This is a genomic window from Nocardioides psychrotolerans (assembly GCF_943371775.1).
Classification (GTDB): Bacteria; Actinomycetota; Actinomycetes; order Propionibacteriales; family Nocardioidaceae; genus Nocardioides; species Nocardioides psychrotolerans_A.
Map to the genome: position 1 here is coordinate 1 of NZ_CALRWD010000059.1, position 21,921 is coordinate 21,921.

At 67.3% G+C, this 21,921-nt stretch carries 22 protein-coding genes; 11 read left to right on the forward strand and 11 right to left on the reverse strand.

Translation table 11 applies throughout. The features are described 5' to 3' along the window. A partial coding sequence (locus AAG827_RS15705; RefSeq protein ID WP_341927086.1) for a DUF4193 family protein occupies nt 1–184 on the reverse strand: 184 nt, incomplete at its 3' end. A gap of 176 nt (nt 185–360) precedes the next feature. Between AAG827_RS15705 and AAG827_RS15710 the strand changes: the two genes are divergently transcribed. Then, complete coding sequence (locus AAG827_RS15710; RefSeq protein ID WP_341927087.1) at nt 361–795, forward strand: NUDIX domain-containing protein; 435 nt, start codon at nt 361–363, stop codon at nt 793–795. 15 nt (nt 796–810) lie between these two features. Here AAG827_RS15710 and AAG827_RS15715 read toward each other — a convergent pair whose 3' ends face one another. From AAG827_RS15715 to msrB, 3 genes are all read right to left on the reverse strand, one after another. Beyond that, on the reverse strand, nt 811–1,605 hold the full coding sequence (locus AAG827_RS15715) for a nuclease-related domain-containing protein (protein WP_341927088.1): 795 nt from the start codon (nt 1,603–1,605) through the stop codon (nt 811–813). Nucleotides 1,606–1,685: 80 nt separating this feature from the next. Next, entirely contained in the window at nt 1,686–2,510 is an 825-nt protein-coding gene (locus AAG827_RS15720) for a hypothetical protein (RefSeq protein WP_341927089.1), read from the reverse strand. A gap of 259 nt (nt 2,511–2,769) precedes the next feature. Further along, the gene (msrB, locus tag AAG827_RS15725) at nt 2,770–3,189 is read right to left on the reverse strand and encodes a peptide-methionine (R)-S-oxide reductase MsrB (RefSeq protein ID WP_341927090.1); all 420 of its coding nucleotides are present in this window, start codon (nt 3,187–3,189) and stop codon (nt 2,770–2,772) included. Between the two features lie 74 nt (nt 3,190–3,263). Here msrB and AAG827_RS15730 point away from each other — a divergent pair, with 74 nt between their 5' ends. Continuing rightward, entirely contained in the window at nt 3,264–4,214 is a 951-nt protein-coding gene (locus AAG827_RS15730; RefSeq protein WP_341927092.1) for a class II glutamine amidotransferase, read from the forward strand. A 19-nt stretch (nt 4,215–4,233) separates the two neighbouring features. On the opposite strand, the gene AAG827_RS15735 is transcribed toward AAG827_RS15730, so the two are convergent. The 4 genes from AAG827_RS15735 to AAG827_RS15750 form a co-directional block, all read right to left on the reverse strand. Beyond that, nucleotides 4,234–5,370, reverse strand: a complete 1,137-nt coding sequence (locus AAG827_RS15735; protein ID WP_341927093.1) for a hypothetical protein — start codon at nt 5,368–5,370, stop codon at nt 4,234–4,236. Then, nucleotides 5,370–5,870, reverse strand: coding sequence for a SigE family RNA polymerase sigma factor (locus AAG827_RS15740; protein WP_341927094.1), 501 nt, complete (start codon nt 5,868–5,870; stop codon nt 5,370–5,372). Before AAG827_RS15740 ends, AAG827_RS15735 begins: the two co-directional genes overlap by 1 nt. 268 nt (nt 5,871–6,138) lie before the next feature. Continuing rightward, nucleotides 6,139–6,852, reverse strand: a complete 714-nt coding sequence (locus AAG827_RS15745; protein ID WP_341927095.1) for a hemolysin III family protein — start codon at nt 6,850–6,852, stop codon at nt 6,139–6,141. Between the two features lie 384 nt (nt 6,853–7,236). After that, on the reverse strand, nt 7,237–8,091 hold the full coding sequence (locus tag AAG827_RS15750) for a hypothetical protein (protein WP_341927097.1): 855 nt from the start codon (nt 8,089–8,091) through the stop codon (nt 7,237–7,239). Between the two features lie 959 nt (nt 8,092–9,050). On the opposite strand from AAG827_RS15750, the gene AAG827_RS15755 reads away from it, so the two are divergent. Further along, entirely contained in the window at nt 9,051–12,098 is a 3,048-nt protein-coding gene (locus tag AAG827_RS15755; RefSeq protein WP_341927098.1) for a DEAD/DEAH box helicase family protein, read from the forward strand. A gap of 259 nt (nt 12,099–12,357) precedes the next feature. Here AAG827_RS15755 and AAG827_RS15760 read toward each other — a convergent pair whose 3' ends face one another. Together AAG827_RS15760 and AAG827_RS15765 are read right to left on the reverse strand one after the other, a co-directional pair. Beyond that, nucleotides 12,358–12,828, reverse strand: coding sequence for a helix-turn-helix transcriptional regulator (locus AAG827_RS15760; protein WP_341927099.1), 471 nt, complete (start codon nt 12,826–12,828; stop codon nt 12,358–12,360). 7 nt (nt 12,829–12,835) lie between these two features. Next, nucleotides 12,836–13,726 (reverse strand): ImmA/IrrE family metallo-endopeptidase, encoded by an 891-nt coding sequence (locus tag AAG827_RS15765; RefSeq protein WP_341927100.1) that lies wholly within the window; start codon nt 13,724–13,726, stop codon nt 12,836–12,838. Nucleotides 13,727–13,853: 127 nt separating this feature from the next. Here AAG827_RS15765 and AAG827_RS15770 point away from each other — a divergent pair, with 127 nt between their 5' ends. The 4 genes from AAG827_RS15770 (at nt 13,854) to AAG827_RS15785 (ending at nt 16,618) form a co-directional block, all read left to right on the forward strand. Continuing rightward, nucleotides 13,854–14,141, forward strand: a complete 288-nt coding sequence (locus AAG827_RS15770) for a hypothetical protein (RefSeq protein WP_341927101.1) — start codon at nt 13,854–13,856, stop codon at nt 14,139–14,141. Between the two features lie 15 nt (nt 14,142–14,156). Next, nucleotides 14,157–14,534 carry an E2/UBC family protein gene (locus AAG827_RS15775; protein WP_341927102.1) on the forward strand — a complete coding sequence of 126 codons (378 nt, stop codon included), beginning with the start codon at nt 14,157–14,159 and terminating at the stop codon, nt 14,532–14,534. Beyond that, nucleotides 14,534–16,006: a ThiF family adenylyltransferase gene (locus AAG827_RS15780; protein ID WP_341927104.1), complete on the forward strand. Its 1,473-nt coding sequence runs from the start codon at nt 14,534–14,536 to the stop codon at nt 16,004–16,006. The genes AAG827_RS15775 and AAG827_RS15780 overlap by 1 nt, the downstream gene beginning before the upstream one ends. A 402-nt stretch (nt 16,007–16,408) precedes the next feature. Further along, entirely contained in the window at nt 16,409–16,618 is a 210-nt protein-coding gene (locus AAG827_RS15785; protein WP_341927105.1) for a KTSC domain-containing protein, read from the forward strand. Between the two features lie 58 nt (nt 16,619–16,676). Here the strand turns inward: AAG827_RS15785 and AAG827_RS15790 are convergent, their stop codons facing one another. Next, nucleotides 16,677–17,897, reverse strand: a complete 1,221-nt coding sequence (locus AAG827_RS15790) for a hypothetical protein (RefSeq protein WP_341927106.1) — start codon at nt 17,895–17,897, stop codon at nt 16,677–16,679. 45 nt (nt 17,898–17,942) lie between these two features. On the opposite strand from AAG827_RS15790, the gene AAG827_RS15795 reads away from it, so the two are divergent. From AAG827_RS15795 to AAG827_RS15810, 4 genes are read left to right on the forward strand one after another with little or no spacing between them, the layout of a single operon-like run. Continuing rightward, the gene (locus tag AAG827_RS15795) at nt 17,943–18,530 is read left to right on the forward strand and encodes a helix-turn-helix domain-containing protein (RefSeq protein WP_341927107.1); all 588 of its coding nucleotides are present in this window, start codon (nt 17,943–17,945) and stop codon (nt 18,528–18,530) included. After that, nucleotides 18,527–19,759, forward strand: a complete 1,233-nt coding sequence (locus AAG827_RS15800; protein ID WP_341927108.1) for a cytochrome P450 — start codon at nt 18,527–18,529, stop codon at nt 19,757–19,759. Before AAG827_RS15795 ends, AAG827_RS15800 begins: the two co-directional genes overlap by 4 nt. After that, nucleotides 19,756–20,553 carry an SDR family oxidoreductase gene (locus AAG827_RS15805; RefSeq protein ID WP_341927110.1) on the forward strand — a complete coding sequence of 266 codons (798 nt, stop codon included), beginning with the start codon at nt 19,756–19,758 and terminating at the stop codon, nt 20,551–20,553. The genes AAG827_RS15800 and AAG827_RS15805 overlap by 4 nt, the downstream gene beginning before the upstream one ends. Continuing rightward, complete coding sequence (locus AAG827_RS15810) at nt 20,553–21,896, forward strand: cytochrome P450 (RefSeq protein ID WP_341927111.1); 1,344 nt, start codon at nt 20,553–20,555, stop codon at nt 21,894–21,896. The genes AAG827_RS15805 and AAG827_RS15810 overlap by 1 nt, the downstream gene beginning before the upstream one ends. The last annotated feature ends 25 nt before the right edge of the window (nt 21,897–21,921 follow it).

The window sequence follows — 21,921 nt, forward strand, 5'->3', positions numbered from 1 at the left end:
TGGAGAGGGTCTCGCTCGAGAGGTCGGCACCGGGGAGCTCGTAGGACTCGGCCATCTCGGCCTCGTCGACGTCCACCTGGCCCGACGTCTTGTCCTGCTCGCCCGAGGTCAGACGACGCGCCTCCAGGCTCTCTTCCTTCTGCTCGTCCTCGGTCTTGCGTGATGCGTCGTAGTCGGTGGCCATGCGCGGTTCCTCTCGGTGCGGAGGCCGCATGCTAGCGCCGTCGAGCGTCAGGACTTGCAACGAGGAGTGTCCCTGGAGTGGTGATGCTCGTCATGTCTCCTGACAATCGGCTCTCCGTGGTGTAGGAGCGCGTAGGAAACCGGGTGGATCCTCCCGTCCCGCACTACGGTGCCGTCATGGTCGACCGGGACCAGATCGCCGTCGCCGCGCTGGTGCGCGACGGTCGCGTCCTCCTGGCGCACCGCCACCCGTCGCGAGAGGTGTACGCCGACTGCTGGGACCTCGTCGGCGGCCACGTCGAGCCGGGTGAGCGGCCCGAGCAGGCCGTCGTGCGCGAGTGCCTCGAGGAGCTCGGCGTCCACGTCCACGACCCGCGGCCGATGGCGATGACGGTCGCGGACCCTGCCCTCGACCTGCACGCGTTCGTCGTCACGCGGTGGGACGGGGAGCCGGTCAACGCCGCCCCCGAGGAGCACGACGATCTCCAGTGGTTCCAGCCGGGCGAGCTGGCTGGTCTGGGGCTGGCCCACCCATCTGGCCGGGCGAGCATCGTCAAGGCAGTCCACGGAGCCCAGCCGCGATCCAGCACCGGACGTCACGGTCGCGATTGACTGGAGTGATCGCATTCATGCCGTGAGATCGGTTGCCCGGACCGTCCTCGTCTTCTCGGCCGGCATTCGACGTGCCTCGAGGCCGCTGATCAGGCCCTTGGCTGCGACCTTGTCGACGGGCTGACCGTCCAGCTTCGCGAGCCAGGAGACGAGTTTTCGTCCGGCTACGAACTCGATGCCGTCGGCGGCGGCCCCTTCGGGCACTGTGTGCTGGGCGGGTCCCCACAAGACGACGATCGACGTCACGCCCAAGGGGTTGACCTTGGCGCGACGAGTGCCCTGCACGTTTCCCTTGAGCAGATCGCGCGTGAGTGCTTCAGCCCTGAGGCGGACCTTCTGAGCCGCCCGTGCCATCTCGTCCCTGTCTCGGACCTCGCTCCGCCACTTCGAGTCGATCGCCACGAGACCACCAAGTCTTGTGACCACGAGATGGTCGATGTCTCCGTGCTGCAACGAGAGGCTGTCCACCCAACCCCAGACCAGGCGCTTGCGTTCAGCGCGCTGCAGCTCTGAGCGGGTGTTGTCCTCGCCCCAGGCGCCGCGCACGTGTCGGATCGCCTCTGCGTCGTGCGCCAAGAATGCTGAGTAGAGAACATGGAGGTACGTAGCGATCAAGCCAACTTGCAATCCCCCGAGGAGCCAGGAGCGAAAGGCCGACGCAGGCATGGTCGCCAGCAACAGCCCCGTGACAACAGCGATGAGAGCAATCAGCCCTGCTGCGCCACCGATGACGAGAGTGAGGTTGCGCCGCAGCCACGCACGCAGCCTTCGGCGAAATTCGTGGCGCGAGTAGGGATGAACTTTCGGCATGGGGAGCTCCGCTCGGTGTCGGATCCCAGTCAAGCTGAGGAGCAACGAATCGGCAGGTCCTTTCGGCCAGGTGTCGCTTCCTAGATTTCGCGATGGGCGAAGAGGTCCTGCAACTCGTCTTCGTCGAGCTCGTGAGCCTTTCTGGCGTGAAGTGCCACATCGGCCTTCAGCGTGTTGCCACGCAGAGACGCTCTGCAGAAGATCGGCCTGCCCTCCTCTTCAGCCCTTCGAACGAGGGGCAAGAAGTTTGCAGTCTGCGCCGTCGACAGAACTCCGACCTGCTTCCCGTCGATATCGACCGCGACCAGCTCTACGGACGACCGCGGCCGCTCCTCAGTGACCGATCGGAGGGACGCCGCTACCACCGTGTCGCTGCCATACCGATCGAGCAGACCCACCAGGTGCTCCATGTAGTGCTCTTCCTTCGTGACCTGGATGGTCGCGCCCGGGGGGAGGCTCACGCAGTCAGGAGCGAAGGGGTTGGGACACTGAAGATGCTCCGGAAGAGGCAACGAGAGTGTGACGCGGGCCCAGGTGTCGTTGGCCGATGCGCGTAGCCACTGTCGTGAGGTGACGATGAGTTCACCACCCGGCAGCCGTGAGACGTGGTCGTGGTACTTCTTCGCGTCCGGCCGCTCCATGTAGCCAACGTGCAGGTCATCGACGAAAACGGCCACGGCCTTGTCGTCGTGCGGATTACTCGCGTCAGGGACTAGGACGGCAGGTAGGCGGATCTCTGCTCCAGACTCCGAGACCTTTGCGTGGCGAGAGAAGAGGTTGCGGAGGTTCGCCGCCCGGTACCACTCGCCTGCGACTTCCAGTTGTTGAGTGCGCGGCGACCAGGCGTCCTTGCCCCCGCCACGCGGTTGAGGGGGCATGTGATCGGCCGACACCTTGGGCATCACCCTGCGAAGCTCGGGCGGACTGGAGGAGCGGCCGAAGTCGCGTTGGACCGACCTGTCGATCTCAGCTCGGAGTGATGACCTCTGCGCGGGGCTATCCGACTTCGGGGCTGGCCGTCGAGCCGATGGAAGACCTTGCGTCGATGGTGGCGCCGTCCTACCTCTCCGGGCTGCAAACCAGATCAGAAGAATGACGAGCGCGACCCCGAGCAGAATCTCCATGGCCATGATCGTGCCTGAGGGAAGGCGCTTATGCGCTGATTCAGTCCTCGTCGAACGTGGGCGCGGCGCCGTTGATGCACCAGCGCTGGCCGGTGGGCGCGGGGCCATCGCCGAAGACGTGACCCAGGTGGCCACCGCAGCTGGCGCAGGTCGCCTCGCGACGCGGGAACAGCAGCTTGAAGTCGGTCCGCGTGACCGCAGCATCGGGCGCGGCGGTGTCCGAGAAGCTCGGCCAACCCGACCCGGAGTCGAACTGGTCCTCCGAGCGGAACAGCTCGGCGGCACATCCCGCGCACCGATAGACGCCGTCCGACTCGGACGGGTGCTCGAAGTCGCTGGTCCCGGGCGCTTCGGTGCCCGCGCGTCGGAGCACGCGGTAGGCCTCAGGTCCCAGGCTCGCCCGCCACTCGGCGTCCGTGCGCACCACCTGTGGCTCGGGTCGGGCGCGGCGCTTGAACATGGGGCCAGCGTAGGTGGTGAGTCGTCGAGGACCGGGTACCTCGAGGCACATCATCTCGTCAGTGGAGGAACCACATGTGCAGAGTGTTGGCCTACATCGGGCCCGAAGTGCCGCTCGAGAGCCTGCTGCTCACGCCGTCCAACAGCCTGGTCAACCAGGCTCTCGATCCTGAGCACTACCCGGACCTGCAGCTCGCCGGCTGGGGCTTCGGTGCCTGGAGCGAGCACCTGCTCAAGCCTGAGGATCCGCTCCTCTACCGCCGGCCCATGGCGGCGTTCTACGACGACAACGCCACCCACATCATCCCGAGTCTCCAGGCGAGCACGATGCTCGCTCACGTGCGCGCGGCCGCCTACGACTCGAAGGTCGTCATGGTCGACGAGAACTGCCACCCCTTCTCCTTCGAGGAGACTCCGTGGATCCTCGCCCAGAACGGCAATCTGCCCGGCTGGATGCTCCTGCAGAGGGAGCTGCTCCAGCACTGCGAGGACAGATACCTGAAGCAGATGCGGGGCACGACGGACACGGAGTTCCTCTACGTGCTCCTGCTTTCGCTGCTCGAGGGCGACAGCGACCAGGACGTGCAACGCGCGATCGAGAGGATGATCGCGCTGATCTCCCAGGCGATGGCGGACCTCGGCCTCCCTGCCCTGACCAAGATGAAGATGGCCCTGGTGTCGCCGGGCCGGATCATCGGGGTCAACGTCGGCCTCGGGCACCAGGGCGAGACCAATCCGGCCGGGGACTGGAAGGAGCTGCGGGAGTCGGCTCCGGGCTCGGACGACTACGCCCTCTCGATGCTCCTGGAGCCGATGTATCTGCTGGTGGGTCGCCACGTCCCGAGCGACGGCACGTCCTACGACTTCGAGGCGTGCGACGAGCACGAGGCATCGGTCGCCATCTTTGCCTCCGAGGCCCTGACGGACGACGAGGACGGCTGGTCGCACGTCGACTTCGGGGAGATCGTGTTCCTCGAGAGGTCGGGCGACCACGTGTCCAGGACCGTCACCAGGTTGTCGGTCTAGGCGCCCCGCACTGCTCGGCTCAGGGCAGGCTGACCCGGACGCACGAGGCTGGCTCCGGTCGGCACCGGACGAGCGCCTCGTCTCCGCCGTCCTCGGTCACGACGCGGGCGAGGAGTCGGTCGTCGCTCTCCCATTGGAAGCCCGGGGCCACGAAGAGCCACCCCTCGGGCGGCGTCAGCACGCCGCTCGCAGAGCCGTCGACCTGTTGCACCCGCAGGGTGCGGGCCGCTGAAGCTTCACCGCCCACCGTGCCCGGGGGCACGTAGGCGAGCCACTGCTGGCTGGCTTCGAGGACGTCATGGGTCGGCACGGCACCGAGTCGGGCGAGGGTGCCGTCCTCGGCGAGGCGGGCGAGGTAGGGCTCCCCCTGGGTGCCGTCGACGGCGCCGAGGTCGCCCTCGTTGACGAGCAGGCCGGCGCCCGTGTTGCCGATGACGACCTGACCCGGTGCGGTCTGCGCGAGGTCGATGGTCTCCCCGTCGATGAGCGGGCGCCACAGCCGCTGGAAGCTCGTCCCCGCGACCATCACGAGCCCGGCGTCGGTCACGGCCACCGCGCGAACGGCGGGGTCGAGTCCTGCTCCCGGCAGGTCGACGCCACCGAAACCCTCGCCGCCTTCCTCGGTGTCGGCACCGACGAGCAACGCACCGCCGTCCTCGCTCAGGACGCGCGCCAGGTAGCCGGCGCTCGGTGAGATCACCGGCGGCTGGTACATCGTGCCTTCGAGCTGCTGCGGGCGGGCGTCGTAGCCCCACCACCAGCTGCCGTCGGCGCGCAGACCGATCCAGTGCATGCCACTGCCTCGGACGTAGTCCCAGCGACCGGGCACCTGTTCACCCCCGACGTACAGGGCGCCGGAGACCACCACGGGCGCCTCAGGCGCCGCGCTGGAGACGGAGCCGTCGTCCGAGGTCGTGCTGGGTGCCGGGGCCGGTGCGGGTGAGGGCTCTCCGCGGTCGGGATCGGCCGACGTGAGCAGGGTGACCACCGTGAGCAGGACGGTGATGGCGACCGCCGCCGCGACCAGCATGGGTGCAGCAACGTGCCAACGCGCCCGGGCGGTGGCGGTCGGAAGATCCGGCATGGGGGGGACGACGAGGTCGCCTGCGACTCGGTCCAGCTCGCGGCTCAGGGTGCGCTCGATCTCGAAGTCCATCAGTCCTCACTCCCATCGACAGCGTTTCGTAGCTTCAGCAGCGCGTGGTGCGCGGTGGACTTCACGGTGCCGCGCGAGCACCCGAGGGCGTCGGCGATCTCCGCCTCGTTGAGCTGCTCGTAGTAGCGCAGGACGATGACGGCACGCTGTCGCGGCGGCAGGGCGCGGACGTGTGGCCACAGCGCCATCCGGTCCTCGGGGCCCTGAGGCGGTGGGCCGAGCTCCGGCGGGTCCTCGCCGAGCAGCCGCTCCGGCCGACGCCGTTCGGCCCGCTTCGCGGAAAGGAAGGTGTTGGTGAGGATGCGGCGCACGTAGGCGTCGGACGACTCTGCCCGGCTCACCTTCGACCACGCGCCGTGGGCCTTGATGAGTGTCTGCTGCGCGAGGTCCTCGGCATCGGCATGGTTGCCGCTCAGCAGGTAGGCACGGCGGTAGAGCGATGGCCAGATCGCCGCTGCATACTCCTCGAACGTCGGCGCGGCCGCGTGTGCGATCGTCATGGGCGCCACCTCCTCACTCCTACAGACTCCGTGTCGAGGCAGCAGGTTGTGCCAAGGGGGGACCCCATCCGAGCGTCCTCCAGACCTACCAAGAGATCGTCGTGGACCGCAGAGACATCCTCTTCCGTCGGGACGCCCGCGAATCCCGATGTCGTGCTCCCCGGACCAGGCGGCGATCCGGGCCCGTGGCCGCGACCTCTACTTCATCAACTCGCGGGGAGCTCGGTATGAATGCAGCCCCGCGCTCCCGACGACGGCGGAGGAGATGTCAGCGCAGGCCGTACGTCGCGAGCGAGACCGCCACGTAGTGCGCTGCGAAGGCCAGAATCGTGAACGCGTGGAAGACCTCGTGAAAACCGAACCACACGGGACTGGGGTTCGGCCGCTTGAGTGCGTAGACGACGCCACCGAGGGTGTAGAAGAGGCCGCCGACCACGAGCAGCACGACCACGGACACGGCTGTGGCACTGCTCAGGCGGGCGGCGCCCTCGACGAAGTCCGGGATGAAGAACACCGCGAACCAGCCCAGTCCGATGTAGATCGGTGTGTAGAGCCAGCGTGGGGCGCCCGTCCAGAAGACCCGGAAGAGCACACCGAGCAGGGCGCCGCTCCAGATGCCGACGAGGAGATGCACTCGGGCATCTCCCCGCAGGAGCAGCATCGCGAAGGCGGTGTAGGTGCCGGCGATGAGGATGAAGATGTTGGAGTGGTCGAGCCGACGCAACAGCGCCCAGACGGCCGGCTGCCAGGTGCCGCGGTGATAGATCGCGGACACGCCGAACAACAGGAGCGCCGAGCCAGTGAAGATCCCCGCACCGACCTTGGTCCCCGTGCTCGGCGACAGCACGATGAGCACCACTCCCGCCGCGATCACGAACGGCACCGAGCCCGCGTGAAGCCAGCCCCGCAGGTGTGGCTTCAGCTCGGCCATCTTGTCGGCCATCACCACGAGGGCCGCCTCGTGATCGAGGAACCTCTTCACGACAGGACCCGCAGGTCCACGGGCCGGACCTCGACCTTGGCTTCGCGCAACACCGTCTCCTGCTCCTGCTCGATGTGCCCGGCGTCCTCGACCTGGGGGCAACGCCCTCATCATGGCGCGTGGAGGAGTCGCCTCGATCACCACCACGTCGGCAGGCCGTCGGTCACCGGTCAGCTCACCGCGCGGATCGCGCCAGAGTCGGATGGATCCCCCACCAATGCGGTTGATCGCACGCACTGGGTACGTGCGATCAACCGCATTGTTCAACCCGTGCGGATCATCGACATGAGCGGACGTTTCACCACTCCCAGAGGCGGTGACTCAGCCACAAGCGGACTTCGGCTGAGTCCACGTCGGGAGCCCAGGGGATGCCCGCCGCCCCGGTCAGCCCGCCGAGAACACACCCTCGGGGAACGCGCCGTTCGCCAGGGCGCGGGCGACCAGCGGCTGACCCAGCTCGGCGAGCCGCAGCGCTCCCTCGTCGCCCAGGTGCACCCATGGTGCGGCGCCCATCCGGTCGGTTGCGGTCTCCACCTCACGGCGCAGGTCGCGACCCGCGTCGGTGAGCGCACCCTCCTGCGTCAGCAGGCCGCGCTCGACCAGCGCAGCCGTCGCGGCGGCCCACTCCTCGTCTGACCAGCCGCGGGTGAACTGAGCCACGGCCGGCACGAAGCCCTTGCCGGTCGCGCAGTGCGTCACCAGTGCCTCCAGGCCGCTCAGGTCCGCGGCGATCAGCGCCGCCACGTGGCCGTCGCCGCGGTGCTCGCGCAGCAACGTCAACGCGTGGAAGAGGACGAGGTGGGGCTCGGTCGGCCAGGCCAGGTCGGCGTGGCCGGCGTACAACGGTCGGCCGGGTGCTGTGCAGCCCTCGCTCGCGCGGCGCGCGAGCTCGGCAGCCTCCGCGACCTCCGGGGACGCGAGCACCTCGGCGCCGAGCAGGCGTCGGTAGGAGGCATCGATGCCGCGGTAGCGGGCGGCGACGGCGTCCTCGGGCGTGATCTGGTCCCACGCGGCGGGGACGCACTTCGCGACCAAGGCGGGGTTGAAGTTGTAGAACGTCGCCGCGACCACGCCGGCGCCGACCCGGCCCATCGCTGCGGAGCGCGAGGCGAAGTACGCCGTGCGCCCCTTGCGAGCTCCGGCTCCGACCAGCGCCTCCTCGACGTCCGGGGAGAAGTAACCCAGGGCGTGCAGGGGCTCCAGGGAGCGAGCGATACGACCGTGGTCTCGGGGTTCCATGCGCCTTGTCTACCTCACGGGTCCTTTCGCGAGCGCAGATCCCGAGGCCGCCCCGGGTTGCTGGCTTAGTGGCGCCACGCCCCGTGAGGTGCGCCGTCTGTCCCATATGCGGCGGAATGACGCGAACCGGCGTGGCTGTCGAGTCGCCGTGTCATGGTTCGCGACATGGATCCTGAACCGCTCGGAGGTGAGGCGTCGCAGTTGTTGACGCCTCGCCGGTTATTCAGTCGACCCGAGGTGTTGTCTCGTCCCTCGCCGATACCAGCGGTCGCGGGCGTATACGCCTGGTACTTCGACGCCATCCCGCCCCACGTGCCTGTCGACGGCTGCCGGGTGGTCGACGGCCATGCCCTCTTGTACGTCGGCATTTCGCCGAGGAAGCCGGGCGCCGATGGGCTTAAGCCGAGTCGGCAGACCATGCGAACGAGGGTTCGCTATCACTATCGCGGTAACGCCTATGGCTCGACGCTGCGATTGACGCTCGGGTCACTCCTCGCTGCTGAGCTCGACCTTCAACTTCGTCGCGTTGGATCAGGAGCACGCCTTACGTTCAGCGCCGGAGAGGAGGCGCTGTCGCAGTGGATGAGCGACCATGCTCGAGTCTGTTGGGTTGAGACGGCGACTCCATGGACCCTCGAGCACGAACTTATCGAGACGCTGGTATTGCCGCTGAACCTGGATCAGAACGCGCACTCCGGTTTCCGTCAGGAGCTCAGCGCCCTTCGTGGAGCGCAGCGGGCCCAAGCGCGAAGCCTCCCGGTGTTGCCCAGGTAGCTCGCGATCGCGGTGAAAAGACGCGGCTCCCGGTGCCGAGAATCTCCTTTTCGTGGTCAGACACGGGCCGAGTCTTGGGGTGGCCAGCCGTGGCAACTGACGCCACGCGGCTCCCGCCCGACATGCCAAGACCGGACGACCGAGCAGCCACGACGCTTGGACTTTACAAATCTCAAGAATCCGCGATGGAGAAGCGCTTGGATTGGCGAGTGCCTTCACTGACCCTTCGCGCGCAGCTCTGGCCTCATCAGTTGGCGGCTGTCACGACCATCGACGGGTATCTCAACAAGGCACGAGGTGCCCAGGTCGGCGCTGCACTCGTCACTATGCCGACCGGCACCGGCAAGAGTGCGGTGATCGCGGCCGCCATCGAGAACCTGAGTGCGCGCCGGCCTGTTCGAGCCCGGAAGAAGCACGTCCTGGTAGTAGCGCCGTGGCGAGGGATCGTTGATCAACTGACTCGGGACCTTCGACACCGCGTATGGGAGCGACTGGAGGCGCAGCGACCGGAGACCTTCCCTGAGGTGCACGACCTCCCGGTTACCAAGGAGATCGGGACGCTGAAGCAGGTTCGTCAGCCAACGGTATTTGTGGCGACGACCGCCAAGATTCTTCAGATCTACGGTCGCTCAGGGGGCGGCGCCGATGATATGAGGGACCTGTTCGCGCAGTTTGACGCAGTCTTCGTCGACGAGTGTCACTACGAGCCGGCACCGCGCTGGTCTGAAGCTCTTCGATCAATCGCCCGCCCTACGGTGCTCCTCACGGCTACCCCGTATCGCAATGACCACAAATACTTCGTTGTGGATCCGGAAAGTCAGTACGGATACTCGTACGCCGACGCAGTCGACGACGGCTTTCTTCGAACTCCAGAGTTCGTGCCCTTCACAGGTGCCGATACGGCGGTGTTCGCGACCGAACTCGTAGGTCTCATCCACGAGAAGACGGAGTCGCACCCAGACACGCGCGTTATTGTGCGCTGCCGCAAGGCCACTGATATTCGAGAGCTTGTCGAGCTTCTCCGCTCCAAGCCCTATGGAAAATCAGCGATCGGCATCCACGAGTCGTTCACAACTGACGAGCCGGCCGGGCTCTACCGCTACGTCCCGAACCCCGATAAGACGAACGATCAGATCTGGGTACACCAGTTCAAACTCGTTGAGGGGCTTGATGACCCGCGGTTCCGAATCTTGGCCTTTTACGATGGTCTGAGCAACGACCGCGGAACCGTTCAGCAGATCGGGCGAGTCCTGCGCAATCCACGCAGGTCTGACACGGACGACGCGGCTTGGGTGGCACATCGTCCGAACTTTGACGTCAAGGAGGTCTGGGACAACTACAAGATCTTCGACGTCAGTGCAGGCGAAGGGCTTGCCACACGTCAGGAGCTCGTGACCCAGCTGATCGCGGCTGCGCCGACATCGATCTACTACGACGGGCGCTTCCGAGTTCCCCTCAGCCTTGAAACAGACAACGCATGGAGGCACCTCAAGTTCCCACTGGCTGCCCGCATCTATCGGCCGGGCGCCCAGATGGACCTAGGCCAGCTCGCAAATGAGATTGAGGCCGAGTGGAGGGAGGAGGACCGCGAAATTCAGACTCGACAGTATCCGTCGGAGAACGCGGTCATCCTTCCCTTCGTTTCCGTCGCGAACTCGCCTTACCTACGCACCGCGGCGTTCTTGGAGGCACGCTTCGGCTTCACCCTTCTCCGCCACGTCGGACACCACCTGTTCGTGTTCGATACAGAAGGTCGCACGCCGGAATCCTTGGGGACAATCCCACTCGAGGTGCCGAGCCGCCTGTCACGCCTTCTCGCGAAGGACTCGCGACTAACGACGGTCTCGCTCGACAACACGGATCTCGGTCGTCGCGCGGTCCGTGCGCGTACGATCCGCGCGGCAGCCATCGAGGACGTGGCGCCCGGTCTCGCTGACTACGCGTACGTGTGCTCAGTCGCCGAGGGGTACCCCCCAGCCTCTCGAGACGAAGATCGATTCCGTCGGTACCTCGGGATCAGTCGATCACGACTGCGAGACAGTCGGGACAGCCCCAACACCTACGCGTCCTTCGTCGAGTGGTCAGACTCGATTGCCAAAGCGCTCGATGGCCGTATGGCCCCGGCAGCTACCTTTCGGCGCTACGCCGACACGTCCAAAGTTCCGGACGACAAGGCGCCCCTGCACGTACTGCTCGACGTCGTGGCCAACGACTTCGATCGGCCCGGCGATGGCGAGACCCGCCAGGAGCTGGACCTGCACGACTACGCCAGCGAGATTCACAACGGAAGTGGCACCCTGCGAGTCGAACGAGAAACCCTGCCGTTTGATCTCTCTTGGAACTCCGAGCGCGGACGCTACGACTTCGTTTGTCCCGCCCTGACCAAGCTCAACTACCGTGAGAAATCCGCTCCTCGGCGGGAGCTCGTTGCGCTGATTAATGCAGAGCAGCGGTTCCGTGTTGTCCCGGCTAGCGACGAGTTCTTCTATGCGAACGGTCACTTCGCCCAGCCGGTCAGGCCTGACACCGCCGAGGACCGGTTCTGGCTACTAGACGCCCTGACGCCCGTGGCCGCACTTGATACTGCAAGGAGCGAGAAGGGGAAGCGGCGCCTCGGCGACGACTGGGAGCCGGGATCAGTTTTCAACCTGATCGACGAGCTTCGGAAGCCGCAGGCGACCGAAGGCCCGAGCGCAGCGATGGCAGAGCACTTTGGCAAGATTGACATGCTTCTGTGCGGCGACCTCAACTCAGAGATCGCGGACTTCATCGCGGTGCAGCCGAACCGGATTGCTTTCATTCACGCTAAAGCAGCAGATGGCAGCCAGCTCGCGCCGTCGGCCCTGCACGAGGTCGTGTCTCAGGCGACGAAAAACCTACTGTGGCTTCAGCCGCTGAACAACGAAGTGCCACGCGCCGCGAAGTCCGACTGGAATCGGAATTGGAAGCTGACCGACGACAAGACCAAGGTCACGCAACTTGTCGATCGAAAACGACTAGGCAACTTCGCCGATGGGGAGGCCTTCTGGTCGCACGCACGATCCGTCATCAGAGACCCCAATGCAGACCGCGAGGTCTGGTTGGTTCTCGGTGGGACCCTCAGTCTTTCGTCCGTCCGAAAGGCCGTGCAAAGACCCACCCCCGAACTGATTCAGCTCTATGCCCTCCTGCAGAGCGCGTGGAGCGCAACCAACCAGGTGGGGGCGCGCATGAGGGTCTTCTGTTCGCGCTGAGTCCTGACAGATGCTGCTCTTATGAACATCAGGATCTTTCATGCCTCTTGAGCCGGCGAGACTCAATGCCGCGACAGCAGTTCTCAACGGATCGCTTCAGAACGCCGCCTCATCACGCCGATCCACGGCTGACGTAAGCAGCGGTCGAGAGACGCTCGGGACGGCTCTCGTCCCACGACCTAAAGCGGAGACGAGGGACGCTTCTGGGGATCGGGTTCTATACCCCAGACGCTTTGGTACCGCGGACAAGCGACTGTAACTAACTGCCTTCGTAGTCCATATCTGCACTGCTTCTGATCGCGCGGTAAATGAACTCCCACCGTTGTTTCGTTTTAGGAGCTTCTCCGCGAAAGGCGATGCCAGCAAGCATCTCGATGTCACCGCGGGGCAAGCCACGTTCCAACGCGAACTCACGTAGTGCGGGGGAAATGCTCGGAACTTCGGCAACAATCTCGCGGCCTACGAGATCGGCGAGGGTGACACCGAGCGCCTGTGCGATCTTATGGAGAAACGCTGCTCCTGGTCGGCTGCCGCTGCCCTTTTCTACAGTCGACAAGTACGACTTGCTTACCGCTGCAGACGATGCCAGTTCGCTAAGCGAGAGGCCCTTGTCCTTCCGCAGTCCAGCAATCCGACTCCCGATCTCTTTGGCACTCGGTTCGTCTAATCCGAGGCGCTCGACGACGTCCTCCTGCTGAATTGTTTCGTGCGCGTGCCGTGTCGAAGTCATGCTTCCGTCAGCTCGCTTCAGGCAGTCGGCCGTGGCTGATGGCGTGGACCGACTTGGCCCGACGTGGGGTGGCGAGGATAAGTGAGCGCATCACAGGACTTCCTTCGTTGTCGATGTACGGGTCGGAGATGGCAGAGATGTGGGCGGTGCGGCTGGTCGTCCGGAGTATGGATAGGTCGATGACGTCGCTTGCTTCAGCGCTGTCAACGATGGCGCAAAGAGGGTGACTTGAAGGAAGCCATTGGCCGGTCAGTTGCAAGGGTGCGATTGGACACCACTCGCTGTTGCTGAATACCCGGTGAACGGTCGTTCTCGGGCTGCCATCAGGAACCGTTGATCGGCGTAGGTCGATGACGGCCGCATCTCGGCTGGTGAGGCGAAGGAATCGTCGCAATGTCGCATCCAGACTTGCGTGCTGGGAAGCGGCGACACGTTTGATCGCGCCCATATCGAACGCCAAGCTTTCGAATATCGGCGACAGAAATCGCCGCGGCAACAGCAGTTCCGCAGCCCCGGCATCGGCAAGGTTCTCGAGATGCCGATTGCCGAGGAAGCCCAAGGAGCTTCGCCCGCCGCATCGGTGCTGTATCACGGCGTACCCGGGGAGGAACGTGTGGGCAATCTCGTGGGCGATCGTGAAGTTCCTTCGGTGCGGATTGTCGTGTTTACGCACCCTGATTACGAACTTGCCGTCGCCTGTCGGCACCAGCATCCCAGCCCAGTCCATCTCAGCGACTTGGATCTCTTTGACCCCTTGGAAGCTTGCGGCGAGATGCAGGTCCGTCGGCGACTTCAACTCGAGCTTGCGCCCCAGATCCTCCAGCAGGCTTTCGATGAGCATGACGTCTGGCGCACTCGGAAAGAGTGCGCGCGCACGCTCAAGTTCAGAGACAGCCATCTTGACTTGAGTGTAGAGCGTTCGCTGTTGCGGACGCAATGTGCTAACTTGAGTGTGTTCGCAACTGCGAACACGGGTTCTCGTTCACATTCGGTGAGGGGTCCCGCTTCACAGAGGAGTAGCGCCAATGTCCCAGGACACGAAGGTGAAGGACCCGAAGCCGGGGAAGACCCCGATCTACATCGACGGCACGAAGTACCAACCGCGGGGCGACGAGCTCACCGGCACGCAGCTGCGCCTCGTGCCGTCGCCGCCCGTCAGCGCAGACCGCGACCTGTGGCTCGACATCGTCGATGAGCTCGACCAGCTCATCGAGGACGATCAGGTCGTCGACCTGGAGCCGAACATGCGGTTCTTCACGGTGCCGCGCGTCATCAACCCCGGCCAGCCGACCTCCCCGAAGACCGGGGCCTGACCGATGGGTGCGCTCGTGGCGGTCCTCCGTGAACAGGACCAGACCTACCTCAACTCGCTGGGCTACAGCCACACGGTCGAGGTCGTCGACGGGTTCGTCCACACTGTCCTGGCCGAATTCCCGACCCCAGGCCTCGACCAGGCCCACGTCGACCTACTTCTGCGCCTGCCGATTGGGTTCCCCGACGCCACCCCGGACATGTTCTGGGTGTCGCCGGCCCTGACGGCCAAGGGCGCCGCGATCCCGGGCACTGAGGTGATCGAGAACCACGTCGGTCGGACCTGGCAGCGGTGGAGCCGCCACATCGGGGGCCAGTGGCGCCCGGGCGTGGACAATCTCGAGACGTACCTGGCGTACGTCCGGCGGGCGCTGGCGATCGCGGGCGGCCACTGATGTCGACCCGCATCGTGTTCACTGAGGCCCAGTTCACCCCGCTGGCCTCCTCCCTCGGCGCCGATGACGAAACCGCGGCGGTCGTCGCGACCTCCCTCGTGGGGACCGCGGCGACGACCGTGGACACGTCCGTCGCCCGTGCCGGGATCCCGAAGGAGGTCGGGTCGATCACGCTGCTCGCGCAGACCGTCGCGCCGGTCCCCGAGGGTGCCTACGTCGAGCGCGGCCCGATGGGCCTGTCGATCTCCTCGTCCGGGTGGGTGCCGGCGTTCCGTGCGGCCGTGGCGCACGACCAGGTCCCGGTGTTCGTCCACACCCACCCGCGTGGCCTACCAGAGTTCTCCACCTACGACGACCAGGTCGACGTCGAGCTGGCGATCACGGCCCGCGCGTTCGGCGCTCCGTACTACGCGGCCATCGTGGTCGCCGGCAGCCCGGACACCCCGCAGGTCGCCGCCCGCCTGTACGACCTCGGCGAGACCTTCGACGCACAGGCGCCGCAGTTCGTCGTCGTCGACGCGGTCCGGGTCGCTGGCGCTGGTCTCCACCTGTACCTGCCGCCCGGTGACGCTGAGGAGTGGGGCGATTCGGCGAACGAGGAGCAGCTGTCGGTGTTCGACCGGCAGATCCGGATGCTCGGCCCGGACGGCAACCGGACCTTGAAGCACGTGCGCGCCGCCGTCATCGGTGGCGGCGGCACCGGGTCCGCGGTCTCAGTGCAGGTCGCGCGCCTGGGGTTGGGTGAGCTCGTCATCGTCGACGACGACGTCGTAACCGACCCGACGCCGACCCGCGGGCACGGCATCACGACCGGTGACGTCGGCCGTCTCAAGGTGGACGCCCTCGGTGACCACCTCGACGAGATCGGCCTGGGCACCCCGGTGGTCCGGATCGACAAGCCGCTGAACCACCCGGACGCGCTCGCCGCGATCGCGCACGCCGACGTCGTGTTCAGTTGCGTCGACGGGCACGGCGCCCGCCTGATCCTGAACCGATGGGCGTACGCGCACATCGCCCCCGTCGTCGATGTCGCTGTCCTGGTCGCGCCGACCGAGCGCGAGGACGGAGGCAGGGAGGTGCAGATCGAGCAGCGCGTCACCTGGGTGGCGCCCGGCACGGCGTGCCTGCTGTGCCGCGGCCGGATCGATCCCGGCCTCGCGGCCGCCGAGAACCTCGACCCCGAGACCCGCAAGGCGCTCGCCGGCGAGGGGTACGTGCGGGCGGCCGAGACGCCGCAGCCCGCGGTCGTCACCCTCACCACCAGCGTCGCGGCGCTCGGCGCGACCGAGTTCCTCCTGCGCCTGACCGGCCTCGGGAAGACCGAAGCGACGGAGCTGTTGCTGCGCTCCCACCTCAGCGAGCTGCGCCGCAACGCCCGACCGGCACGCCCCGGCTGCTTCTGCGCCACCGCGGCCTTCATCGGCCGCGGCATCCGCGCCCCGTACCTCGACCTCCTCGGAGTCCTCCAGTGAAGCGCCTCTTGGCCAACGCCTGGACCCGTGTCGTCCGCGCGTACCGGCGTGCCCGCAACGGCCACGCGAAGTCCCGCGTCACCCAGGTAGTGGTCCTCGCAGACCGCAGTGGTCTGCCCGAGCACCTCGACCCCCGGTGCGTTTACGTCCTCGGAGTGACGACACCCAAGTGGGCGCTCCTCGACTGTCCGTGCGGACGCGGCCACACCATCGAGCTCAACTTGGCCAGCCCCGCAAGAACCCGATGGAAGGTCACGACCAACAACGCCGGCCAGCCCTCCGTCCACCCATCCATCGACTACCGCGGCAACCCCCGCTGCCACTACTGGCTCCGCGACGGCCGCATCCACTGGGTCCCCAACCGAAAGACCCGCAGTTAAACCACACCGCCAGGAGAGCAACATGCACATGGTCCCCGTCGTCTCCGACAACGTCGCCTGTGTGGGCTACGACCGGGCCACCCGCACCCTGCGGGTCAAGTTCCACAGCGGCGGCAACTACGACTACTACGACGTCCCCGTCTTCCTTTACGAAGCCATGCTGCTCCCGCACCCCTGGCGTCGCGTCGGCCGCCAGATCCGCGCCCACCTGTATCGACGCGTTGCCGCCTGACCGGATGGTGATCGACCGGGCCGCGTCATTCTGGGCGGTGTGGGCTAGGTCCACGACCTCACACAGGCGTGATGGGAAGCGACATCCGCGGCTCGAACTCGAAGGCAGCGCCGGTGGAGAAGCGGGTGACGGCGACCTCGCCGCGTTCCTGGGCGGGGGTGTCGCGGGTGACGACCTGGAGGGTCCAGTCGTCGGGGGAGCCGGTGACCTCGACGTCGAGCAGCGGATCCACCGCTTGCACGACGGCGCTCAACGCGTCGGTGGCGTCGGGGCCGCAGAGGGTGAGCCAGCCGCTGTCCTGGTGGGCGGCCGACGGGCGCACCGAGAGGGAGCCGTCGGCGACCGAGGCCGCGACGTAGGCGGCAGGGTTGAGGAGCGGGTGCAGCTCGAGGACCCGCAGGGCGCCGGCGGCGTCGCGAGGCAGCGCGAGCGCGCGGGCGATGCGCTCCGCGGCGATGCCGGCGATGCCGACGAGCTGCTTGCGGCAGATCTCGCGGGCGGCGTCGGCGTCGGTGCGCTGGCCGACGGCGTGGACGAAGGACAGGTTGAGGAGCTGCATCTGCAGGCAGACCTCGTCGGCGATGCGGACGAGGGCGGAGTGGGAGAAGGCGGCGAAGTCGACGTCGTCGAGGAGGGGGCCGGCGTAGTCGGCCATGCCCTCGTCGTCCGGATCGATGGGGTCGAGCTCGACGCCGGCGGCCAGCGTCTGCGAGATGACGTCGAAGGCGGGCAGGGCGGTGACGGGCGGGTGGGCGTCGTCGATGATCACGGTCCACGCGCAGTGGGGCGCCCGGTCGGCGGGCATGCGCGGGGGGCGGTGGACGGGGCGCACCTGGGCGCGGGGGTTGGTGGCGACGGCGGTTGCGTCGAAGGTCGGGTCCTCGATGTCGTGGCACATCGAGCGGACGAATTCCGGGCCCATCGGCTCGACGTCCATCAGCGCACCGCAGTGGTCGAGGTGGAAGGTGCCGTGCCAGCGGTCCTCCACGGCATAGCGGAAGTCCATGAACTGCGGGGGAGCGCCGATGTCGAGCTGCAGGCCCTTGAAGATCGTGATGACGTCAGTGCCCTCATAGCGCAGGGCCTTCTGCATCCGTCGCGTGTAGACAGGGCTCGCACCGGCCCACTCCTCGATCGCGATCTGCGCCATCTCCTCGCGCCCGAAGGCCGAGATGCACCACGCCATGCCCGAGCGGTCGATCAGCTGACCGATCAGCAGCAGCTCGGGCACCAGGACCGCGAGCTGCTCGCGCGTCAGGTCGTCGTACGTGCTGGTCATGCGCACCCCTTGCCGAAGAACGAGAACGTGTTCTAGATTAGACAGGTGTCCAGTCAGGTGTCCAGCGGCCCGCGGCGGGAGCCCAACGCGCGGCAGGCCGAGACCGCCGAGCGACTGCTCGCGGCCGGCGCCGAGGAGCTGCGCGAGGTCGGCGTCGAGGCGCTCACCATCCGCACGGTGGCCCTGCGGGCGGGTGTCTCGGCCGCCACGGCCTACACCTACCTGTCGTCCAAGAACCACCTCTTCGCCGAGCTCTTCCTGCGCCACCTCACCGCCGAGGCGGCTGCGGCGACCACCGATACGTCGTACGACGACGCGACCAGCCGCGTCCAGCAGGTCACGCGCCGGATGGCGACCTCGCTGGCGACCGAGCCGGCGCTGGCCGCGGGCGCGACGCAGGCGCTGCTCGGCAGCGACCCGGACGTCGAGCGGCTGCGGCTCCGGATCGGGGCGGAGTTCGTCGAGCGCTTCAAGGAGGCGCTGGGGGAGAAGGCCGACCCGGTCGTGCTCGAGACCCTGACGCTGGCCTTCTCCGGCGCGCTGCTCCAGGCCGGCATGGGCCTTATGACCTACACCGAGATGGGCGAGCGGCTCGACGCCGTCGTCGCCGTGATCCTCAAGGGGAACCAGTGAAGACCGAAGACGCGATCCAGTTCGACCCCTACGACTACGCCTTCCAGGACGACCCCTATCCGGTCTATGCCCGGCTGCGCGCCGAGTCGCCGCTGCACCACGACGAGCAGCACGACCTGTGGGTGCTCTCGCGGCACGCCGACATCCAGGACGCGATCCGCACCGAGGGCGTCTACAGCAACGCGATGGGCGTCTCGCTCGACGCCAGCGCGTGGAACAAGGACGCCCACCGGGTGATGAGCTTCCTCGGGATGGACCCCCCGCGCCAGACGCGGCTGCGGTCCCTGGTCTCCAAAGGCTTCACGCCGCGACGGGTGCGCGAGCTCGAGCCGCAGATCCAGCGCCTGACCGATCTCTACCTCGACCGCGCGCTCGAGGACGACTCCTTCGACTGGATCCAGGATTTTGCCGGCAAGCTCCCGATGGACGTCATCTCCGAGATGATGGGGGTGCCAGAAGCCGACCGCGACGAGCTGCGCCGGCTCGCCGACCTGCTCGTGCACCGCGAGGACGGCGTGCGCGACGTGCCCCAGGCGGGCATGGAGGCCGCGATCGTGCTCTTCGGCTACTACGCCGACATGCTCGCCGAGCGCAAGAAGCAGCCCAGTGACGACCTCACCAGCGCCCTGCTCGCCGTGCGCGAGGAGTCCGAGGACGGTGAGGGCGACATGCTCACCGACGAGGAGATCATCGGCTTCCTCTTCCTCATGGTCGTCGCCGGCAACGAGACCACCACCAAGCTTCTCGGCAACGCGCTCTTCCACCTCACCTCCCACCCCGACCAGCTCGCCGAGGTCTTCGCCGACCCCGGGCAGGCCGCCGACCCGGTGGTGCCGTGGATCGAGGAGACGCTGCGCTTCGACCCCTCCACCCAGATGCTCGCCCGCCACCTCCTGGCCGACGTCGAGCTGCACGGCAAGGTCGCCCCTGCCGGCTCCAAGCTGCTGCTGGTGCTCGGCTCCGCCAACCGCGACGCCGAGGTCTTCTCCCGACCCGACGACTTCGACATCCGTCGCGACAAGGCCGAGGTCGCCCAGCTCCTCAGCTTCGGCGGCGGCCGGCACTTCTGTCTCGGCGCCAACCTCGCCCGGCTCGAGGCGCAGGTCGCCCTGCGCGAGCTCGTACGCCGGGTGCGCACGGTCGAGGTCGACCACCGGGCCGCGGTGCGCGTCCACTCCACGAGCGTGCGGGGCTTCTCGGCCATGCCGGTGCGGGTGGTGAAGCGATGAGCAAGTATGCCCAGCCCGACCGCCGCCCCGCGGTCGTCGCCGGCGCCTCGTCCGGGATCGGCGCCGCCACCGCCCTGGCCCTCGCGGCCGCGGGTTTCCCCGTCGCGCTCGGGGCACGGCGTACGTCCAAGTGCGAGGACGTCGCCACCGCCATCCGCGACGCGGGCGGCGAGGCCGTGGTGCACGCGCTCGACGTGACCGACGACGACTCCGTGGCCGCCTTCGCCTCGGCGGTGGCGAGCGACCTCGGCGACATCGAGGTCGTCATCAGCAACGCCGGGTCCGTCGGGCCCGGCACGATCCACGAGGTGCCGACCGAGCGCTTCGGCCAGGAGCTCGACCTCGCGATCCTCGGCGCCCACCGGCTGGTGCGGGCCTTCGTGCCCGGGATGGTCGCCCGCACCCGCGGCGACATCCTCTTCGTCTCCTCCGACGTGGCCGTGCGGCCGCGGCCCTTCATGTCGTCCTACGCCGCCGGCAAGTGGGGCCTGGAGGGCATGGCGCAGGCGCTGCAGATGGAGCTCGAGGGCACCGGCGTGCGCGCCAGCATCGTGCGCCCCGGCCCCACCTGGAGCGAGATGGGCAGCGACTGGGACGTCGACCAGGCCGCCTTCGTGCTGGAGCAGTGGGTGCGCTTCGGGCTGGCCCGCCACCCGCACTTCATGAAGCCCACCGCGATCGCCGACGCGATCACCACGGTCGTCAGCGCCCCGCGCGGCGTCCATCTCAACCTCGTCGAGGTCTCGCCCGAGGCGCCGATCAGCCCCGCTCCGACCACTCCTCAGGAGGCGTGATGAGCAAGCCCCAGGCCGACATCCCCGAGGTGTCCTACGCCGTGCCCGACGACGGCTACGGCCACCTCGCCGAGCTGCGCACCGACCCGATCGGCCTGCTGATGCGGGTGCGCGAGGAGTGCGGCGACATCGGTCGCTTCCGGCTGGCCGAGCGCGACGTCGTGATGGTCTCGGGCGCCGAGGGCAACGAGCAGTTCTTCCGCGCGCCGGACTCCACGCTCGACCAGGCGGCGGCGTACCCCTTCATGACGCCGATCTTCGGCGAGGGCGTCGTCTTCGACGCCTCGCCCGAGGAGCGCCAGCAGATGCTGAAGAACCAGGCGCTGCGCGGCGACATGATGCGCGGGCACGCCGCGACCATCGAGGCCGAGATCAACCGGATGGTCAGTCAGTGGGGCGACGAGGGCGAGATCGACCTCCTCGACTGGTTCGCCGAGCTCACGATCTACACCACCAGCAGCTGCCTGATCGGCAAGCCCTTCCGCGAGGAGCTCGACGCGCGCTTCGCCGAGCACTACCACCACCTCGAGAAGGGCACCGACGCGTTGGCCTACGTCGACGCCTATGCCGACATCGAGTCCTTCCGCCAGCGCGACGCCGCCCGCGTAGAGCTCGTCGCGCTCGTGCAGGCGATCATCGACAAGCGGGTAGCCCGCGGCAAGGTCCCCAAGGAGGAGCGCGACCTGCTCGACGTGCTGATCTCCGTCGACTACAGCGCCGACCTCATCACCGGCATCTTCATCTCGATGATGTTCGCCGGGCACCACACCTCGTCGGGCACGGCCGCCTGGGGGCTGATCGAGCTGATGCGGCACCCCGAGGTCATGAAGGACGTGGTTGCCGAGCTCGACGACCTCTATGCCGATGGCTCGGAGATCTCCTTCCAGGCGCTGCGCTCCATACCGCGCCTCGAGGCCGTGCTCAAGGAGACCCTGCGGCTGCACCCGCCGCTGATCATCCTGCTGCGCCTGGTGCAGGAGGAGATCGAGCTGGCGGGCCACACCATCGCGCCGGGCACGATGGTCGCGGCGTCGCCGAAGGTCTCCAACCGGATCGCGGAGGACTTCCCCGAGCCCGAGTCGTTCGACCCCGGTCGTTATCTCGACCCGCGCCAGGAGGACCTAGTCAACCGCTGGACCTGGATCCCCTTCGGCGCCGGCAAGCACCGCTGCGTGGGCTCGGCCTTCGCGATGATGCAGCTCAAGGCGATCTTCTCGGTGATCCTGCGCGACTACGAGTTCGAGATGACGCAGCCGTCCGAGGACTACCGCGACGACGTCTCCAAGATGGTGATCCAGCTCCAGCAGCCGTGCCGGGTGACGTACAGGAGGCGGCAGCGATGAGTGGTTTCGAGGCTCGCTTCGCTCG

Bases quoted from the DNA above. Each gene is read 5' to 3' on its own strand.
- AAG827_RS15710 (WP_341927087.1), top strand. From the start codon at position 361: ATGGTCGACCGGGACCAGATCGCCGTCGCCGCGCTGGTGCGCGACGGT.
- AAG827_RS15715 (WP_341927088.1), bottom strand. From the start codon at position 1,605: ATGCCGAAAGTTCATCCCTACTCGCGCCACGAATTTCGCCGAAGGCTG.
- msrB (WP_341927090.1), bottom strand. From the start codon at position 3,189: ATGTTCAAGCGCCGCGCCCGACCCGAGCCACAGGTGGTGCGCACGGAC.
- AAG827_RS15730 (WP_341927092.1), top strand. From the start codon at position 3,264: ATGTGCAGAGTGTTGGCCTACATCGGGCCCGAAGTGCCGCTCGAGAGC.
- AAG827_RS15735 (WP_341927093.1), bottom strand. From the start codon at position 5,370: ATGGACTTCGAGATCGAGCGCACCCTGAGCCGCGAGCTGGACCGAGTC.
- AAG827_RS15740 (WP_341927094.1), bottom strand. From the start codon at position 5,870: ATGACGATCGCACACGCGGCCGCGCCGACGTTCGAGGAGTATGCAGCG.
- AAG827_RS15750 (WP_341927097.1), bottom strand. From the start codon at position 8,091: ATGGAACCCCGAGACCACGGTCGTATCGCTCGCTCCCTGGAGCCCCTG.
- AAG827_RS15755 (WP_341927098.1), top strand. From the start codon at position 9,051: ATGGAGAAGCGCTTGGATTGGCGAGTGCCTTCACTGACCCTTCGCGCG.
- AAG827_RS15760 (WP_341927099.1), bottom strand. From the start codon at position 12,828: ATGACTTCGACACGGCACGCGCACGAAACAATTCAGCAGGAGGACGTC.
- AAG827_RS15765 (WP_341927100.1), bottom strand. From the start codon at position 13,726: ATGGCTGTCTCTGAACTTGAGCGTGCGCGCGCACTCTTTCCGAGTGCG.
- AAG827_RS15770 (WP_341927101.1), top strand. From the start codon at position 13,854: ATGTCCCAGGACACGAAGGTGAAGGACCCGAAGCCGGGGAAGACCCCG.
- AAG827_RS15780 (WP_341927104.1), top strand. From the start codon at position 14,534: ATGTCGACCCGCATCGTGTTCACTGAGGCCCAGTTCACCCCGCTGGCC.
- AAG827_RS15785 (WP_341927105.1), top strand. From the start codon at position 16,409: ATGCACATGGTCCCCGTCGTCTCCGACAACGTCGCCTGTGTGGGCTAC.
- AAG827_RS15790 (WP_341927106.1), bottom strand. From the start codon at position 17,897: ATGACCAGCACGTACGACGACCTGACGCGCGAGCAGCTCGCGGTCCTG.
- AAG827_RS15805 (WP_341927110.1), top strand. From the start codon at position 19,756: ATGAGCAAGTATGCCCAGCCCGACCGCCGCCCCGCGGTCGTCGCCGGC.
- AAG827_RS15810 (WP_341927111.1), top strand. From the start codon at position 20,553: ATGAGCAAGCCCCAGGCCGACATCCCCGAGGTGTCCTACGCCGTGCCC.